This is a genomic window from Ramlibacter tataouinensis, assembly GCF_001580455.1.
Taxonomy (GTDB): domain Bacteria; phylum Pseudomonadota; class Gammaproteobacteria; order Burkholderiales; family Burkholderiaceae_C; genus Ramlibacter; species Ramlibacter tataouinensis_B.
Genome location: NZ_CP010951.1, coordinates 1,724,568 through 1,741,323 on the forward strand (window position 1 = coordinate 1,724,568; position 16,756 = coordinate 1,741,323).

The 16,756-nt window shown below is 70.3% G+C and carries 17 protein-coding genes; 2 read left to right on the forward strand and 15 right to left on the reverse strand.

The window, feature by feature from the left end; translation table 11 throughout:
- Positions 1 to 35: 35 nt before the first annotated feature.
- The gene (locus UC35_RS08305) at positions 36 to 2,951 is read right to left on the reverse strand and encodes a cation-translocating P-type ATPase (RefSeq protein ID WP_321572381.1); all 2,916 of its coding nucleotides are present in this window, start codon (positions 2,949 to 2,951) and stop codon (positions 36 to 38) included.
- Positions 2,884 to 4,089 (reverse strand): MFS transporter, encoded by a 1,206-nt coding sequence (locus UC35_RS08310; RefSeq protein WP_061497957.1) that lies wholly within the window; start codon positions 4,087 to 4,089, stop codon positions 2,884 to 2,886. The genes UC35_RS08305 and UC35_RS08310 overlap by 68 nt, the downstream gene beginning before the upstream one ends.
- Positions 4,090 to 4,164: 75 nt before the next feature.
- Between UC35_RS08310 and UC35_RS08315 the strand changes: the two genes are divergently transcribed.
- Positions 4,165 to 5,013, forward strand: coding sequence for an AraC family transcriptional regulator (locus UC35_RS08315; protein ID WP_082792942.1), 849 nt, complete (start codon positions 4,165 to 4,167; stop codon positions 5,011 to 5,013).
- Here UC35_RS08315 and UC35_RS08320 read toward each other — a convergent pair.
- The 6 genes from UC35_RS08320 to UC35_RS08345 form a co-directional block, all read right to left on the reverse strand.
- Positions 4,992 to 5,330, reverse strand: coding sequence for a DUF2845 domain-containing protein (locus UC35_RS08320; RefSeq protein WP_082792944.1), 339 nt, complete (start codon positions 5,328 to 5,330; stop codon positions 4,992 to 4,994). The two genes, UC35_RS08315 and UC35_RS08320, sit on opposite strands and share 22 nt — an antisense overlap.
- Before the next feature lie 143 nt (positions 5,331 to 5,473).
- A complete protein-coding gene (locus UC35_RS08325) occupies positions 5,474 to 6,271 on the reverse strand; it encodes a metal-dependent hydrolase (RefSeq protein WP_227820501.1) in 798 nt (265 codons plus the stop codon).
- A gap of 103 nt (positions 6,272 to 6,374) precedes the next feature.
- On the reverse strand, positions 6,375 to 7,400 hold the full coding sequence (locus UC35_RS08330; RefSeq protein ID WP_061497962.1) for a zinc-binding dehydrogenase: 1,026 nt from the start codon (positions 7,398 to 7,400) through the stop codon (positions 6,375 to 6,377).
- 11 nt (positions 7,401 to 7,411) lie between these two features.
- Positions 7,412 to 8,494, reverse strand: coding sequence for an isocitrate/isopropylmalate dehydrogenase family protein (locus tag UC35_RS08335; RefSeq protein ID WP_061497964.1), 1,083 nt, complete (start codon positions 8,492 to 8,494; stop codon positions 7,412 to 7,414).
- Positions 8,495 to 8,501: 7 nt separating this feature from the next.
- Positions 8,502 to 9,872 (reverse strand): MmgE/PrpD family protein, encoded by a 1,371-nt coding sequence (locus UC35_RS08340; RefSeq protein ID WP_061497966.1) that lies wholly within the window; start codon positions 9,870 to 9,872, stop codon positions 8,502 to 8,504.
- Positions 9,873 to 9,933: 61 nt separating this feature from the next.
- Positions 9,934 to 10,902 (reverse strand): Bug family tripartite tricarboxylate transporter substrate binding protein, encoded by a 969-nt coding sequence (locus tag UC35_RS08345; RefSeq protein ID WP_061497968.1) that lies wholly within the window; start codon positions 10,900 to 10,902, stop codon positions 9,934 to 9,936.
- A gap of 106 nt (positions 10,903 to 11,008) precedes the next feature.
- Here UC35_RS08345 and UC35_RS08350 point away from each other — a divergent pair, with 106 nt between their 5' ends.
- On the forward strand, positions 11,009 to 11,932 hold the full coding sequence (locus UC35_RS08350) for a LysR family transcriptional regulator (RefSeq protein ID WP_082792947.1): 924 nt from the start codon (positions 11,009 to 11,011) through the stop codon (positions 11,930 to 11,932).
- A 9-nt stretch (positions 11,933 to 11,941) separates the two neighbouring features.
- On the opposite strand, the gene UC35_RS08355 is transcribed toward UC35_RS08350, so the two are convergent.
- The 7 genes from UC35_RS08355 to UC35_RS08385 all read right to left on the reverse strand — a co-directional run bounded on the left by UC35_RS08355 (position 11,942) and on the right by UC35_RS08385 (position 16,664).
- Positions 11,942 to 12,412, reverse strand: coding sequence for a GNAT family N-acetyltransferase (locus UC35_RS08355; protein ID WP_227820503.1), 471 nt, complete (start codon positions 12,410 to 12,412; stop codon positions 11,942 to 11,944).
- A 126-nt stretch (positions 12,413 to 12,538) separates the two neighbouring features.
- Positions 12,539 to 13,018, reverse strand: a complete 480-nt coding sequence (locus tag UC35_RS08360; RefSeq protein ID WP_227820504.1) for a GNAT family N-acetyltransferase — start codon at positions 13,016 to 13,018, stop codon at positions 12,539 to 12,541.
- A 10-nt stretch (positions 13,019 to 13,028) separates the two neighbouring features.
- The gene (locus tag UC35_RS08365) at positions 13,029 to 13,289 is read right to left on the reverse strand and encodes a hypothetical protein (protein WP_061497974.1); all 261 of its coding nucleotides are present in this window, start codon (positions 13,287 to 13,289) and stop codon (positions 13,029 to 13,031) included.
- 14 nt (positions 13,290 to 13,303) lie between these two features.
- A complete protein-coding gene (locus UC35_RS08370; RefSeq protein WP_061497976.1) occupies positions 13,304 to 13,744 on the reverse strand; it encodes a GFA family protein in 441 nt (146 codons plus the stop codon).
- A 32-nt stretch (positions 13,745 to 13,776) separates the two neighbouring features.
- Positions 13,777 to 14,178 carry a VOC family protein gene (locus UC35_RS08375; RefSeq protein WP_061497977.1) on the reverse strand — a complete coding sequence of 134 codons (402 nt, stop codon included), beginning with the start codon at positions 14,176 to 14,178 and terminating at the stop codon, positions 13,777 to 13,779.
- Between the two features lie 12 nt (positions 14,179 to 14,190).
- Complete coding sequence (locus UC35_RS08380; RefSeq protein ID WP_061497979.1) at positions 14,191 to 15,201, reverse strand: serine/threonine protein kinase; 1,011 nt, start codon at positions 15,199 to 15,201, stop codon at positions 14,191 to 14,193.
- Positions 15,198 to 16,664, reverse strand: coding sequence for a serine/threonine protein kinase (locus UC35_RS08385; RefSeq protein WP_061497981.1), 1,467 nt, complete (start codon positions 16,662 to 16,664; stop codon positions 15,198 to 15,200). The genes UC35_RS08380 and UC35_RS08385 overlap by 4 nt, the downstream gene beginning before the upstream one ends.
- Positions 16,665 to 16,756: the final 92 nt, after the last annotated feature.

Genomic DNA, 16,756 nt, shown 5'->3' on the forward strand with positions numbered 1-16,756 from the left:
AGGTGTCCTGTGCAAGCTATTTGTGGGACAGGACACTAGCGCCGCAGCAACCACTTGCGCGCTTCGGAGAACCACAGCACGCTGCTCGCGGCGGCGACGCACACCGCCCATTGCCCCGGCGTGAGCGGCACCGTGCCGAAGGCCACGTTGAGCACGCCGACGTGGACCACCGCCACCTGCAGCAGCAGCGACAGCCCGATCGCGCCCCACAGCCAGCGATTGGCGAACAGGTGGCGAAAGGCGCTGGCGGTTTCGGACCGGGCGTTGAAGCAGTTGAACAGCTGCGCCAGCACCAGCACCGTGAAGCCCGCGGTGCGGGCGCCGTCGAGGCTGCCCTCGCCTTCCACCAGCCCGCCCGGCAGGTAGAGGTCGATCGTCAGCAGCGTCGCCAGCGCCATCACCAGCCCGCCAGCGACCACCCCTTGCCACATGCGCGCATCGATGGCGCGCTCATTGCGCCGCCGCGGCGGCCGCGCCATCACGTCCTCGGTCTGCGGGTCCACGCCCATGGCCAGCGCGGGGGCGGCATCGGTGATCAGGTTGATCCACAGGATCTGGGTGGCCAGCAGCGGCAGCACCAGCGCGCCGGCCTCGCCGCCCGCGCGCAGGCCGATCACGCCGGCGCCGACAACGCCGAGGAACACCGTCAGCACCTCCCCCATGTTCGACGACAGCAGGTAGCGCAGGAACTTGCGGATGTTGTCGAAGATGACGCGGCCTTCACGCACGGCCTCGACGATGGTGGCGAAGTTGTCGTCGGCCAGGATCATCCGGGCCGCCTCCTTGCTCACCTCGGTGCCGGTGATGCCCATGGCCACGCCGATGTCGGCGGCCTTGAGCGCGGGCGCGTCGTTGACGCCGTCGCCTGTCATCGCCACCACCTGGCCTTGCGCCTGCAGGGCGTTGACGATGCGCAGCTTGTGCGCGGGCGCCACCCGCGCATAGACCGACACGCGGCGCACCGCGGCGGCAAAGGCCGCTTTGTCCAGCGCGTCGAGTTCGGCGCCGCTGAGGGCCTGCGCACCCGGCTCGACCAGGCCGAGGTCGGCGGCGATGCGCCCGGCCGTGCGCGGGTGGTCGCCGGTGATCATGATCACCCGGAGGCCGGCGCGGCGGGCCTCGCGCACCGCGACCCCCGCTTCCGCGCGCGGCGGATCGATGATGCCGACCGTCCCGACGAAGATCAGGTCGCGCTCCAGCGCGTCGGCATCCTGCGAACTCTCGCCGGGCGCCAGCGGCCGGTAGGCCACCGCCAGCGTGCGCAGCGCGGCGCCGGACAGGCGGGCGACGTCGGCCTGCGCGCGCTCGCGCATCGCCGCGTCGAGAGGCCGCACCTCGAGGCCGACGCGCACCTGGGTGCAACGCCCGATCAGCACGTCCGGTGCGCCCTTGCTGACGACCACCAGCGCGTCGCCGTGCTCGTGATCGCGCTCGATGCTGGACATCATCTTGCGGTCCGAACTGAACGGAATCTCGGCCACGCGTTCGAAGCGCTGCGCGCGCCGCTCGTGCGCCCCCAGCTTGCGTTCGGCCACCAGGAAGGCGGCCTCGGTCGGGTCGCCCCCGATCACCCACTGGCCGTTCTCCTGGCGCAGCGCGGCGTTGCCGGCCAGGCTGCCGCCGCTGAGGACGACGACCTGCTCCGCATGCACCGGCCCGGCGGCCAGCCGGCGGCCCTCATGCTGCACCTGCCCTTCGGGCGCGTAGCCCACGCCCGTGACCTGGCTGCTGCCCGAGGCCGTCACCACCCGCTCGATCGTCATCTCCGCGCGCGTCAGCGTGCCGGTCTTGTCGGTGCAGATGACCGAGGCCGAGCCGAGTGTTTCCACCGACGACAGCTTCTTGACGATCGCCTGGTGCCGCGCCATGCGCTGCACCCCGAGCGCCAGCACCACCGACAGGATCGCCGGCAGGCCCTCGGGCACGGCCGCCACCGCCAGCGAGACGCCCAGCAGCAGCACTGCGATCAGGTCGGAGGTGCTGCGCAGGTCGGACAGCAGCAGGATGGTCGCCACCACCAGCACCGCGATCACCACCACGGCGATGCCCAGCATGCGGCCGATGTGGGCGACCTCCTTCTGCAGCGGCGTGGCCTCTTCCTGCGTGGCCTCCAGCATGCCGGCGATGGCGCCCATCTCGGTGCGCATGCCGGTGGCCGTGACCACGGCGCGGCCGCTGCCCTGGACCACCGCCGTGCCCTTGAACACCATGCACAGCCGGTCGCCCAGCGGCGCCGCCTGCGCCAGCGTGGCCGGGTCCTTCAGCACCGCCTCGCTCTCGCCGGTCAGCGAGGCCTCCTGCACCCGCAGGCTGGCCGCCCGCAGCAGCCGCGCATCGGCGCCCACCGCATCGCCCTCGGCCAGCACCAGCAGGTCGCCGGGCACCAGTTCGCTGCTGGGGATGCGGCGCAGCTCGCCGGCGCGCAGCACGGCGGAGGTCACCGCGGTCATGCGGGCCAGCGCGGCGACGGCGCTCTCGGCCTTGGCCTCCTGCACCACGCCCAGCAGCGCGTTCACCAGCACCACCGCCGAGATCACGACGGCATCGACCGGCCAGCCCTCGCCGCCTTCGATCGTCCAGGCAAAGAGCGAGACGCCAATCGCGGCCAGCAGCAGGTACACCAGCGGATCGTGCAGCTGCGCGGCGGCGCGCCGCCAGAGCGGCCGCGGCGGCTTGGCCCTCAATTCATTGGGGCCGTGCTGCTGGAGCCGGCGCGCGGCCTCGGCGCCCGTCAGCCCGCGCTGCGCATCGGTGCCGAAGGCGCGTGCCGCCGCCGCGGCGTCCTGCAGCGAGAAATCCTGTGGCGGCGACGAAGCGGCGGCGGTGTCGATGGGGAGGTCCTCGGGCTGCGGCCCAGTGTAGGGCCGGCCCGTGACCTGCGCGCTACGCCGCCCGGCCCACCGCGCGCTCCGCTTGCCGCTCGCGCCGCTCGGACGGGAAGACCAAGGCACCGGCGATCACCAGCAAGCCCAGCGCGCCGAAGGCCCGGAGCATCAGCGCGAAGCCGCCGAGCTCATGCAGCCAGGCCACCAGCCCGACGGAGGCGCCGGCGGCGGTGAAACCGAGGAAGTAGCGCACCGAATAGGCGCGCGCGCGCCATTCGTCGCTGGTGTACTTGCCGATCATGGCGTCGTTCACGGTGACCTGGCCGAAGATGCCGATGATCACGCCGACGCTGGCCGCCACCAGCGCGATCCCCGACAGGCCGGCGCTGGCGAACAGCAGCGGCGACAGCAGCAGCGACAAGGGCAGGAAGACCGTCTTGAGCGAATGGCGGTCCAGCAGGTTGCCGATGGTGTATTGCGCCAGGGCGCCGAACACATAGGCGCCGGCCGCGACCGCGCCGATGGTCGCCGGACTGCCCGCCAGCGCATCCAGCCGTTCCGCGAACAGCTTGGGCAGGGCGACGGTGAAGGCGTTGAAGGTGGTCGAGCTGGCGATGATGGTGAGCACCAGGGACGCGATCACGCGCCACATCACCTCGCGCGACACCCGCGGCGCCGCGACCGCGGCCGGGCCGGCGGACTTGGCGGGCGGCGCCTGGTGCCGGACGCGGGCGGCGAAGGCCAGGCCCAGCAGCGCGGTGATCACGCCCGGCAGGATGAAGGCCCAGCGCCAGCTGAGGTACTGGCACACCAGCCCGGTCACCAGCGCCGACGAGGCGACCCCCAGGTTGCCCCAGACGCCGTTGATGCCGATGTCGCGGCCCAGCCGCTGGGCATGCGCCACCAGCATCGCGGTGCCCACCGGGTGGTAGATCGAGGCGAACAGGCCCACCGCCAGCAGCGCCGCGCCCAGCTCGAAGGGCGTGCGGGTGAGGCCGACCGCGACCAGCGAGGCCCCCATGCCCAGGAAGAACACCAGCATCATGTGGCGGCGGCTCCAGCGGTCGCCCAGCCAGCCCGACAGCAGCGAGCCGGCGCCGAAGGCGATGAAGCCGGGCGTGGCGTAGGGCAGCAGGTCGCCGTAGCGCATGCCGAACACCGGCGCCATGACCAGCACGGCGGCGGCGAACACCAGCATGGCGTAGTGGTCGATGAAGTGCGCGGCGTTGATGAAACTGATGACGGTGCGGGGCGTGTTGCTCATGGGGGATGGCCTGTGCCGGCGGCCGGCGAAAGGGATGCCGCAAGATTAGACTGGCGGCTCATCGACCGGAAGCCAATGCGCATCGCCAAGCCGCCAGTCGCGCCCGCCCGCGCCCCCGCCGCGCCCTTCTCACGCGCCGGACCGGCCGACAACGCCCCGCCCGTGCTGCCGCGCTCCTACCCGCGCGGCACGCGCCTGGGCCTGCACATGCACCGCGAGGCGCAACTGCTGTTCGCCGCCGAAGGCCTGATGCAGGTCACCACGCCGCGGGGACGCTGGCTGGTGCCGCACGACCGCGCGGTGTGGATTCCGCCGCGCGTCGAGCATGCGGTGGACGTGCTGGTCGACATCGAAATGCGGGCGCTGCTGGTGGATGCGGACTGGCTGGCCGTGCACCCGGAGGCCGACCGCCTGGACAAGGAATACGTGGTGAACGTCGGCCCGCTGCTGCGCGAAGTCATCCTGGCCTGCTTCGGACCGGCCGGCCCGCACCCGCGGCGCGCCGGCCTGCTACTGGAGCTGGCGCTGTTCGAGCTGCCCGAGGCGGAGGACGTGAGCACCTTCATGCCGCTGCCGTCCGATTCGCGCGCCGCGCGCGTGGCGCGGCTGGTGCTGGCCGATCCCACCGGCGCGCAGGACCTGGAACAGCTGGCCGCCGATGCCGGCGCGTCGGCGCGGACCATCACGCGCCTGTTCAGCGCCGAGACCCGGCTAAGTTTCAAGGAATGGCGGCAACGCGCGCGCATCATGGCCGCGGTGGAAGCGCTGGGCACGGGCCGCCTGTCGGTCAAGCAGGTCGCGGCGCAGCTGGGGTTCTCCAGCAGCGCCGCCTTCGCCCATGCCTTCCGGCAGGTGATGGGAACCACGCCGGGGGCGATGCTGCGCACGCCCGGTTCACTGGATCAAGGCGGGGAGCGGCCGTAGACGATGGACTGCACCGTGCCACGACGCAGGTAGATGGTCGCCGTGAGCGCGCCCGGGCCGCGTTCGTAGAGCCACTGTTCAATCGGCTGGCAGGGCACGGCGTACGAGGCCCAAGGTTCCGGCACCACGTGCAGGCCGCCCGGGTAGAACACGGGCGCGCAATACGTATCGGCGAGCACAGGGGGACCGCACTTGTACACGATCGAGATGCGTGAGTCGCCTTCGGACACGATGCCACCGGAGCATCGCAGCGTCTCCCCGTGAGCCAGCACGGGCCCTGCCGCCAACACCAACCACGCGAGATGAGAGAGCTTCATGGCCCACTCCTGCAGGCCGCCGCGGCCCCTTGGCGGGCCGGCGACCTGATGTCATGCCAGTCGTGATTATCTGCCGCTGACTGCCACGTGAGGCTCAGCAACGCCCACGCACGCCTCAGCGGCGCTGCGGCGGGCGCCTTGCATCAGAAATCGACCTTCTGGCCCGGCTCGGGCACCACCACCCGCGTCGTGGACTGGCTGCCGAGCGCCGAAATGAATTCCGCCGGCGTGCCCTTGGCCAAGGGGTTGGTGCCATAGTGGATAGGGATGGCGTATCGGGGCCTGATCATGTCGCGCACGGCGATGGCCGCCTCGTTCGGGCCCATGGCGGTGTAGCCGCTGATCGGGATCAGCACGAGGTCAGGCTTGTAGAGTTCCCCGATCAGCCGCATGTCGCCGAACAAACCAGTATCGCCCATGTGCCAGATCTTGAACCCGTTCTCCATCTCGATGATGTAACCCACCGGCTCGCCGCCGTAGTGGACTTCGTCCTTGTCGGTGGCCGGGTTCTTCCAGACCAGTTCGGAGGCGTGTTCGGCGCGCACCGCCGTAATCTTCGGCCCGCCCGGACCGAAGGGCGCGGCGGTGCCGCTTTTGCCGAAGCGCTGAGCCAGGGCTGCCGGAACGATGTTGAGCGCGACGAGGCTCTGGCCGATGCCGCCCCCGTTGTAGATCGGCGCGTTGTGCATCTTGGCCAGCGCCGGTGCGTCGCCGAGGTGGTCAGCGTGCGCGTGCGTGACGAGGATCATGTCCACCTTGCCGAGCGCGCCAAGTTGCTTGTACGCCGCCGGCGTTTTCGGATTGTTGACGAGCCAGGGATCGATCATGATCACCTTGCCGCTCGGTGTCGTGATGCGTACCGCCGCCTGGCCGAGCCACAGCACTTCGCCCTTTCCGGCGGAGATGCTGCCGGGCGCCGCCGGCTTGAGCTCCGGCGCCATGGAAGTGACGGGCGCGTTGGCGCAGCCTGCAAGTGCTGCGGCCGCGAGAAGGAAAGCAACGGTTAGCTTCGTCATCCTTGTCTCCCGAGTTGGTTCCGGCCGATCAATCGACCCCGGCCGTGGGTTGCGCCCGCATGGAGGACGCGGTTCGGCCTCCCAAGCGAAGCACGATTTTCCCGAGGTGGCCGCCGGTTTCCATCCGGACCTTCCCATCCAGCAGCCGGTCCAGCGGCAATACCTCGTCGACCTGCGGCCGCATCGCCCCCGAGGCGAAGCGCGGCAGCATCTCGAGCGCGAACCGCGCGACCCCGGCCGCGCGCTGCGCCGGGCTGCGCAGCTTGTTGGACACGCCGAACAGCGTCAGGCGCTTCGCGTGCAGCGCCGCGAGGTCGAGCTCGGCATTCAGCACGCCATCGACATAGCCCACGGTCGCGAGCCGCCCCTCGAAGGCCATGCAGCGGATGTTCTCGGCGAAGACCGAGCCGCCCACCGCGTTGACGACCAGGTCCGCGCCGTGCTGGCCGGTGATCTCCATCACCTGCGGCGCGAAACCGGCGCTGCGCGTGAGCAAGCCCCTGTCGAGCCCAAGCGCTTGCAGCCGCTCCAGCTTGTCCGGCGACCCCGAGGTGCCGATCACCTGGGCGCCCAGCGCCTTGCCCATTTGCAGCGAAGCGACGCCGACCCCGGAGGACACGCCGTTGACCAGCAGCCACTCGCCCGGCTTCAGGTGTCCCTGCAGCACCAGCATGTCGAAGGCGACCAGGTAGGTCAGGGGGATGGCGGCGGCTTCCTCCCACGACAGCCGCGCCGGCACCGCCATGGCCTCGGTCGCGTTCATCAAGGCGTACTCGGCGAACGCGCCGGTGCAGCGCCCCATGACGCGGGCACCGGGCCGGCAGGTGGAGACCCCCGCGCCGAGCTGCACCACTTCGCCGGCCCCTTCGCCACCGAGGGCCTTCCAGGCGCCGGCGGCGCCGTGCAGCCCGTGGCCGGCGATGAACTCGCCCCGGTTCAGGCCCGCGGCCTCCATGCGCACCAGCAGTTGGCCGGGCCCGGGTTGCGGCACCGGCGCATCGCGCATCTCGAGCATCGCGCCGGCATCGTCCAGTTTCATCCACCAGGACTGCATGCCGCGTTCCCCTATCGTGCGTTGCGGAGCTCGCGCAGGATGGCCTGCGTGAAGGTCGCCGTGTTGCCGCGGCCGTGGACGTCGCCGGTGCGGGCTTCGGCATCGGCCAGCGCCGCCGTGGTGGCCTGCGACATCGCGGCGGCCATGCGCACCGCGCCGGCGTTGCCGCGGCTGTGGCCCAGCCAGTCGAACATCATGCGGGTCGACTCGATCATCGCGTAGGGGTTGGCGATGCCCCGGCCGGCGATGTCGGGCGCCGAACCGTGCGTGGCCTGCGCCATCGCCACGTCGCCGTCGCCGATGCACAGGCCCGGCGCCATGCCCAGGCCGCCGACCAGGCCGGCCGCCTCGTCGGACAGGATGTCGCCGAACATGTTGGTGGTGACCACCACGTCGAAGGACTGCGGATCGCGCACCAAGCGCATCGCGAAGGTGTCGACGATCACGTCGTCCACGCGCACGTCGGGGTACTCGGCCGCGAGCTTCTGGCATTCCTCCACGAACATGCCGCAGGACAGCTTGAACACCGTGTCCTTGTGGACGTAGGTGAGGTGCTTGCGGCGCTGGCGCGCCAGCTCGAAGGCGGCGCGGGCGACACGGCGGCTGCCGGTGCGGGTGATCACGCGCACCGACAGCGTCACCTCGTCGGTGGGGCGGAACTCGCCCGAGCCCATCACCATGTTGCGGTCCGGCTGGAAGCCTTCGTTGTTCTCGCGCACGATCACCAGGTCCACACCGTCGTGCAGGCAGCCGAGGTCCGGGTAGGAGCGCGTCGGCCGCACGTTGGCGAACAGGTTGAACTGTTTGCGCAGGATCGGGTGCGGGTTGATGGCATGGGCCACCTTGGGATAGGCGCGGTGCCCGATCGGGCCGAGGATCCAGCCGTCCAGGGTCTTGAGCGCCTCCATGGTCCCGGGCGGCAGCGTGTGGCCATGCGACTGCAGCGCCGCCGCGCCTATGGGCAGCGGCTGCCAGTCGATGGCGACGCCGTACAGGCCGGCGGCCGCCTTCGCGACCTCGACCGAGGCCGGGACGATCTCGTGCCCGATGTCGTCGCCGTGGAGGATGCCGATGCGAAGCGGATGGCCGGACATCCGCGCCTCAGGCCTGGCACAGCGCGGTCAGCGCGCGCACATCGGGCACGGTCGCCAGCGACCAGCACATCCCGGTGATGTCGCGCGCCTTGCCCGCGCCCAGCACCGGCTCCACGAGCTGGCCGAATTTCTCCTCCAGCTGCCGGTCCGACAGCGGGTTCTGCAGCGAGCCGATCGCGTGCTCCACGCGCACTTCGATGCGGCGGCCATCCTTGAGCACCGCCGCCACCCGCACCGATTGCTCGTCGATCGCGTCGTCGACCGTGGCCACCACCTTGTTGCGCGTCTCGACCACCAGCGGGTCGTTCACCACCGCGTCGGAGAACTCCGCCTCTCCCGCGCGGCCGTAGATCAGGCCGGCGGCGCATCCGTGGTAGACGCTGAACTTGCCTTGGAGGCCGTCCCGGGGTTCCTTTTTGCCCGTGAGCTCGAGCACCAGCGAATGCACGCGCAGCTCGATGCGCTCCACCTGCTCGGGCAGGACGCCCTGCTCGCGCAGCTGCACGCAGGCATCGATGCTGGGATGGATCACGATGCCGCAGGCGAAGGGCTTGTAGCTGTTGAAGGAGATCTCGAAGCGCTGGCCCAGCTCGTCGGTCACCTCGTGCCAGGCGCGCTTGTCCGAGACCACCTGCACCAGGCCGCGCGGCGCTTCCAGGGCGCGCGGGCTGGAAGTGAAACCGCGGCTGGCCAACAGCGCGGCCATCAGGCCGGCGCGTGCGGCGGCACCCGGATGCAGCGGCTTGGTCATGGTGCCGAACTGCTCGCGCAAGCCGACCGGTTGCGAGGCGGCGATGCCCAGCGCCATCGTGGTCTGCTTCTCGTCGAGCCGCATCAGCCGCGCGCAACCGGCGGCGGCGCCCAGCATGCCGGTGGAGCCGGTGATGTGCCAGCCGCGGTCGTAGTGGTCCGGGTACATGGTGTTGCCGATGCGGCAGGCCACGTCGATGCCCAGCACCAGCGCATCGATCACCTCGCGGCCGCTCGACTCCTCGAACTCCGCCAGCGCCAGCACGGCCGAGGCGACCGGGCCGGCCGGATGGATGATGGTCTTGAGGTGGGTGTCGTCGAAGTCGAAGGTGTGCGAGGTGATGCCATTCACCAGCGCCGCGCTGCCGATGTCCACCCGCTCGCTGCGGCCCATCAGCGTGGCCTGGGGCGCCGGTCGCAGCATCTGCACGGCCGCGACGGCGGCATCGGCCGCTTCATGGCGCGCCGCGCCGATGGCGCAGCCGAGCCAGTTGTAGAAGGTGCGAACGGCCTCGTGCTCGACGGCATCGCTCCAGCCGCGCGACGGATGCGTCGCGGCGAAGCGGGCCAGGATGGAGGTGACGGGGGGCGCCGTGGTGTCGGCGAGGACCTGGGTATTGCGAGCCAATTGGAAGCTTCCGGAAACGCAGCAATGCGGAAAATGCGGATATGCGGAAAAAAGGGGGAGATCACTCGTCGAGCTGGATCTTCCTGGCCTTGGCCAGCGCGCTCCAGCGCTCGATCTCGGAACGGATGTACTGGCCGAACTGCTCAGGCGACATCGGCCAGGGTTCGACGGCTTCGCCGGCGAGCTTCTCGGCCAGGTCGGGCGCCTTCAGCACCGCCACCTGCGTTTCGTTCAGCCGGCGCACGATGTCGGCAGGCAGGTTGGCCGGGCCGACCGAACCATACCACTGCATGGCGTCGAAGCCCTTGAAGCCGGCCTCTTCCATGGTGGGAATGTCCTTGAGCTGAGCATTGCGCTGCTTGCCGGTGACGGCCAGCGCCCGCATGCGTCCGGAGCGCAGGTGCGGCAGCGCCGCCGCCAGCCCGGGGAACATGGCCTGGGTCTGCCCGCCCAGCAGGTCGTTGATGGCGGGCGCGATGCCGCGGTAGGGAATGTGCAGCATGAAGGCGCCGGTCTCCTGCTTGAACAGCTCCATCGTCATGTGCGTCAGCGAGCCGGCGCCGGCCGAGCCGTAGCTCACCTTGCCGGGATTGCGCTTGACGTAATCGATGAACTCGGCGACGTTCTTCGCCGGCACGCCGGCATGGATCGCCAGCACGTTGGGCGTGGCGCCGATCATGCCGATCGGCGTGAAGTCCTTCACTGCGTCATAGCTGAACTTGCGCGTGGCCGGCGTGGTGCCATGGGTGGCCACGTAGCCCTGCATTAGGGTGTAGCCGTCGGCCGGCGCGCGCATCGTGGCCTGGCAGGCCACCACGCCGCCGCCGCCGCTCTGGTTGTCCACGACGAAACTCTGCCCCAGCAGCTTGCCCCAGCGCTCGGTCACCACGCGGGCAATCATGTCGTTGCCGCCGCCGGCCGCCACCGGGACGATGTAACGGATGGGCTTGGATGGATAGGCCTGTGACAGGGCCAGCCGCGGCAATGCGATCGCCGCTGGGGCCGCAACGAGCAGGTGCCGGCGTTTCATGGTGCTGTCTCCTTCTGCCTCATATCTTGGTGCCATCCGGTTCTGCTGTAAATTGCATCTTTCAGATGTCTTGTTGCACGCGCTGCATCAATAGGAGGACCGCTTCGTGCATGCGAAACCCACATTGGCGGACCTGCGCGCCTTTGCCGCCGTCGGGGAACTGCAGAGCTTCGCGGCAGCGGCGCGCACGCTGCACCTGTCGCAGCCGGCACTGTCGAGGCGCATCGCGCACCTGGAGGACCAGCTGGGCGTGCGCTTGCTCGACCGCACCACCCGCAGCGTCGAGCTGACACCCCTGGGGCAGCGCTTTCTCGGGGAGATCCGCAGCCTGATCGCCAGCCTCGACCGTTCGGTGGTCAGCCTGCACGACGTGGCTCAGCTGGAGGCCGGCGACGTCACGGTCGGTTGCGTGTTCTCAGCGGTCCATCACTTCCTGCCCGGGGTGATCCGCTCGTTTCGCGCCCAGCATCCGCACGTGCTGGTGCGCATCATCGAGGAAGGGGCTGACGAGGTCCTGACCTTCGTCAAGACGGGCGAAGCCGACTTCGCGCTGAACTACACCGGCATGCAGGACCCCGAAGTGGAGTTCACGCCACTGCTGCGCGAGCCATTCGTGGTCGCCTGCCCCGCGGACCATCCGCTGGCTCAGCGGCGCGCGGTGCGCTGGGACGAACTCGCCGACCATCCCTATGCGCTGGTCTCGCATGCCAGCCGCAACCGCGTGCTGATCGACCAGGCGCTGGCCGAGGTCGCGCGCCTGCCGCGGCCGGTGTGCGAAGTGCGGCACGTTTCCACCTTGATCGGCCTGGTGGAACACGGGCTGGCCATCGCGGTGGTGCCGCGGCTGGCGCTGCCGCGCAAGCCGGGCTCGGTGGTGGGCGTGCCGCTGGACAAGCCCGCGATCACCCGCACCATCGGCCTGGTGAAGCGCACCGGACGCAGCCTCTCGCCCGCCGCGGCCGCGTTCGCGCGCATGCTCACGCAGGCCAGCCGGGCCAGTGGCCAGGGGGCGGCACGCAAGGCGGCCTGAGCGCGAGAATCAGTCGGGCGCCAGGTGCCCGCGCCGGATCGCAGCTTCCTGGTCCTCGAAGATGGCCATCGCGGTGCGCATCGGCAGGAAGCCGAACTGGCGGTAGAAGTCTTCCTTGCCGGGCACGGCGTACAGGATGATCTTCTTGTGGCCGTGCGAGTCGGCCACCAGGCGCGCGACCACTTCCTTGCCGATGCCCGTGCCCTGGTGGCTGGGCAGCACGGCGACGTCGCAGATGTAGGAGCAGTCGCCGCCGTCCGACAGCGCGCGGCCGGCCGCGACCAGCTTGCCCGCGTCGCGGACGAACCACTTGAAGCGGCTGTTGGCGAACACCGTCCGCAGCAGCGCCTGGTCCTTGTTGCCCAGGGGCGCCAGGCGATAGAGCGATTGCAGTTCGGACCAGTCGAGCGTCTCGAGGGACGAGGACCAGTCGAGCGCTGCCGGATGCCGGACCAGGGAAGTGCGAGTGTGCGTTGTCACCAAGAACTCCAATGCGCATGGACGGTCAGCTGCCCTGCCAAGACGAGTTCCAGTCGCCCGCAGACATCGTGTTCGCATGCTACAGCCAGCCGCGCTGAATCGACGCGCACCGGTGTTTGCGAGTTGTCAGGCCACCCTGGCAAGCATCAACCAATAGTTGTTCCGGCGCTCCACCTTGCGAAAGCCGCATTGCTCATAGAGGCGCTGCGCCGGGTTCTCGGGGTGCACGGTCAAGGACGCCTGCCGGTAGCCGGCCTGCCGGGCCGCGGCGAGCGCCGCCAGCATCAGCGGGCGACCGTGGCCCCGGTGCTGGAACTGGGGCTCCAGGGCAATGCCGAGTTGGGGCGTGGACTCGTCCACGAAGCCCAGGCCGACGCCTGCGGGCAGAAGGCGCAGCCAGCAAGCCCCGGCATCCACGCCACCCACTTGCGCCACGACGCCGACGTCGGAGGCATGGCCCCAGTTCTGCGCATAGATGCGGACGCCCTCCGCCTGCAAGACCTCGATCGGTCGCAGGCCTGCCGGCGGCGGGTCCCACAGTGCGATGTGGAGCCAATGCCAGAGCTTGTCCTGGTCGGCGGCCGTGAGCGAGCGAAATCGGAGCAATTCGGGCGCGCTACTGCAGCACGAAGACCAGGCCCAGCACACCAATGGACAGCGTGCGCTCGCCCGCGGTGGTGTACGACGCGACACCCAGCGAGTGGTAGGTCGATGCAAAGGCCGCCAGCGAACCGATCCCGAGCGCGCCTGCAATCGGGCTGCGCTGGGCCATGACTTCCTTGATCTCGCTGCGGTGCCGCTCGGGCGACGGATTGAACACGGCGGCAAGGGCCAGCAGGGCGACCGCCGCAATCGATATGAACTTTGGCTTCGACATTCAGGGATTGAGACTCAACCCTGTGATTGTGCCGCCTTGCTCGGCACGGCGGCACTGTTCGTGGGAAAGCGGGGCAGCCGGTCGTCGATCCGGAACCAGGGGATCTGCTCCTGCGTCCACACGTGATCGTCGATGCGCACGCGCGCCGGGTCGTCCAGGCTGCCCACCGTGACCTGGACCCGGTCGGCCAGCACCTCCTCATGCATGCTCAGGGTGCTGCCACAGCGTGGGCAGAACCCGCGCTGCGCGAACGGCGAGGAGGCATACCGCGCCGGTTCGCCCTGCAGCCAGCTGAAGTCCTGGCGGCGGAAGTGGACGAAGGCGAGCGCCGGCGCCCCCGAGTGCTTGCGGCACATGCCGCAATGGCAGATCACGCCCCGCAGCGGCGCCGACGTGGCGCGATAGCGGATGGCGCCGCAGAGACAGCCCCCTTCGAACACCGCCGTTTCGCTCATGCGCACTCCTTGGCCCTGGACGGCCGCCGCGATCAGCCCGGGCGGGCCGGCGCCTGCCTCGCATAGCTCACCGTCAGCGCTTCCCACACATGCCCGTCCGGTTCGTTCCAGTACATCAGGCGCCCGCCCCCATGCGTGTTGATCTTCATGTCGGTTTCGCCGCCCGGCGTGCTGCGGTAGGGGATGCCGGCGGCCGTCAGGCGCTGGAGGATCTCGTCGAACTTCGCCTCGTCGACACGGAAGCAGAAGTGCAGCACCGGAAAGGGCGCGTCGTGCTGGTCGAAGTCCAGCGTGAGGCTGTCGCTCACGTAGACCTCGGTGAACGGCGCGACGGCCGACTCCGACCAGGGCACATCCAGGAGCCTGGCCAGCAGCTGTGCCGAGGCCGTGCGGTCACGCGCCGGGACGATCAGGTGGTCCAGTGCGATTGCCATGTCACGACTCCCTCAAACAAGCAGCGGCCGCTCCGCCATCGCCTCGATCTGCTCCTCGAGCATGCGCACCTGACCCTGCCAGTAGTCGCTGCTGCCGAAGAACGGGAAGTTGATCGGGAAGATCGGGTCCTTCCAGCGCCGCGCCAGCCAGGCGCTGTACTGGATCAGGCGCAAGGTGCGCAGCGGTTCGATCAGCGCCAGTTCGGCGCGGTCGAATTCGCGCAGCTGCTCGTAGCCGTCCACCAGCGCGCCGAGCTGCTTTTGCCGCTGGCCGCGTTCGCCGGCCAGCAGCATCCACAGGTCCTGCACTGCCGGTGCCAGGCGCGCGTCGTCCAGGTCTACGAAGTGCGGGCCTTCGTCGGGCGTCCACAGGATATTGCCGGGGTGGCAGTCGCCGTGCGCGCGCAGCATGCGGATGCCGCCGGCGCCACCCTCGCCGAGCGCCGTGTCCGCGATCATCGCCAGCGCCTCGTCGCAGCGAACTTGCCAGGCCGACTGCACATCGAGCGGAATGAGGTGATGCTCGAGCAGCCAGTCGCGCGACTCCAGGCCGAAGCTGCGCATGTCGAGGCGCGGCCGGGTGTCGAAATCGCGCCGGGCCCCCACCAGGTGGATGCGTGCCAGGAAGCGGCCGATCCATTCCAGCACCTCGCCGTCCTCCAGCTCCGGCGCGCGGCCGCCGCGGCGCGGGCTGACGCTGAAGGCAAAGCCGCCGAACTCATTGAGGGTGCCGCCCTCCAGCCGCAGCGGCGCCACCGCGGGCACCTCGCCCGCCACCAGTTCCGCGGCGAAGGCGTGCTCTTCCAGGATCTGCGCGCGGCTCCAGCGGCCGGGGCGGTAGAACTTGGCCACCACTGCGCGGTGGCCTTCGAATTCATCCTCGAGCCAGAGCTGGTAGACGCGGTTCTCGTAGGAGCTGAGGGCCATCAGCCGGCCGTCGCACAGCAGGCCCACGCTGGCGAGCGCGTCCAGCACCACGTCGGGGGTCAGCGCGTCGTAGGGGTGCGCCGTCGTCGGGTTCATCCGGCATTGTCGCCCGCCAGGCTGGTCTCTTCGCCCAGCCGTTCGAAGGGCAGCGATTGTTTCACCAGCATCACACTGCAGGGCGCCTCCATGGCCACCCGCACCGGCACGGTGGCCACCAGGCGCTGGAACTTCAGGCCGTGCGTCGCGGCGCCCAGGACCATCAGGCTGATGGCGTTGGCGCGCGCGTAGTCGATCAGGGCGCGCGCCACATCGCTCGCCTCCAGCACGTGGAAGGAGGCCTGGTGGCCTTCGAGGTCGAGACCGCGCGCCCACTGGCGCAGCCGGTCCAGGTGCGCGCGGTGCACGTCGGTCTCGGCGCGCCCCGGCACCATGTGGTCGGTGGCGCCGGGCGAGAGCACGGTCACGCAGGCCAGCCGCGCGCCGGGACGCATGCCCAGCGAGCGGTTGGTCGCGGTGCGCAGCGAATAGAGGGTCGCATCGCTCGCGTCCTTCCACGGCACCGCCACCATCACGATCGGCACCTGATCCACCTGCAGGCTGGGCAACGGGCTGGGCTGGTAGTGCATGCCCGCCGCCTTGATCCAGCGCTTGAAGCGCGCGCCCACGCCTTCGCGCATGGTGCGCCGGCCGCGCTCGCCCACCAGCACCTGCTCCGGATGCGCGAGGTCGAACGCCAGGTGAGCCGCCGACGGATAGCGCCGATCCGCTTCGGGCTCCAGGCAGCGCAGGATGATCTCCTGCAGCCAGTCCGGCGTCGCCGGCGCGACCACGCGCGGCGGCACCGGATCCATCCACAGCCGCTGGCGCAGCCCGCCGCGGGTCTGCGGGTCGCCGAAGGGCAGCTCGCCGCAGGCCAGCTCGTACAGCATCACGCCGATGGCGAAGATGTCGCTGCGCGGGTCGCCGCGCATGCCCACCACCTGCTCCGGCGCCATCCACACCGCCGAGCCCACCGGCAGGCGGGTCTCCTCGGCCAGCAGGTCGGGGTAGTGCCCGTGCCAGCTCAGGCCGAAGTCCAGCAGCACCGCGCTGCCGTCGGGGCGGATCATCACGTTGCCGGGCTTGAGGTCCAAGTGCACCGCGTTCTGCATGTGCAGGCTGTGCGCGGCGGTGGCCAGGGCGGCGCCGAGCGCCGCGGTCTCGGCCGGCGCCGGACGCTGCCGTGCGCGCGCCGCTTCATCCAGCCAATGCGAGAGCGGCCGGCCCTCGATGTACTCCATCACCAGGTAGGGCACGCGCGTGAGGTCGCCGGCCGCCACGAAGCGCGGCACGTGCGGGCCGTGCAGCACCTGCAGCAGCTGGTGCTCCACCTCGAAGCCCACGATGTTCTCGGCGCCGTCGCCCGCGGTCATGCGCGGCACCTTCATCGCCAGCGGAAAGGGCGGCTCGCGCTCCGGCTGGGCGTAGCCGACCCGGTAGATGTGCGCCATGCCGCCCGCGTGCAGGCACTCGCCGACGACGAAGCCGTCGATCTCGGTGCCGGGCGCCATCAGTTTCATGGCTAGGGCCTGCTAACACTATGGGAGGGCTCGCGCCGGTGGCTGGCAGGCTGCAGGGCTAGGCGCGGCCGAGGCCGTGTGCTCGCGCACAC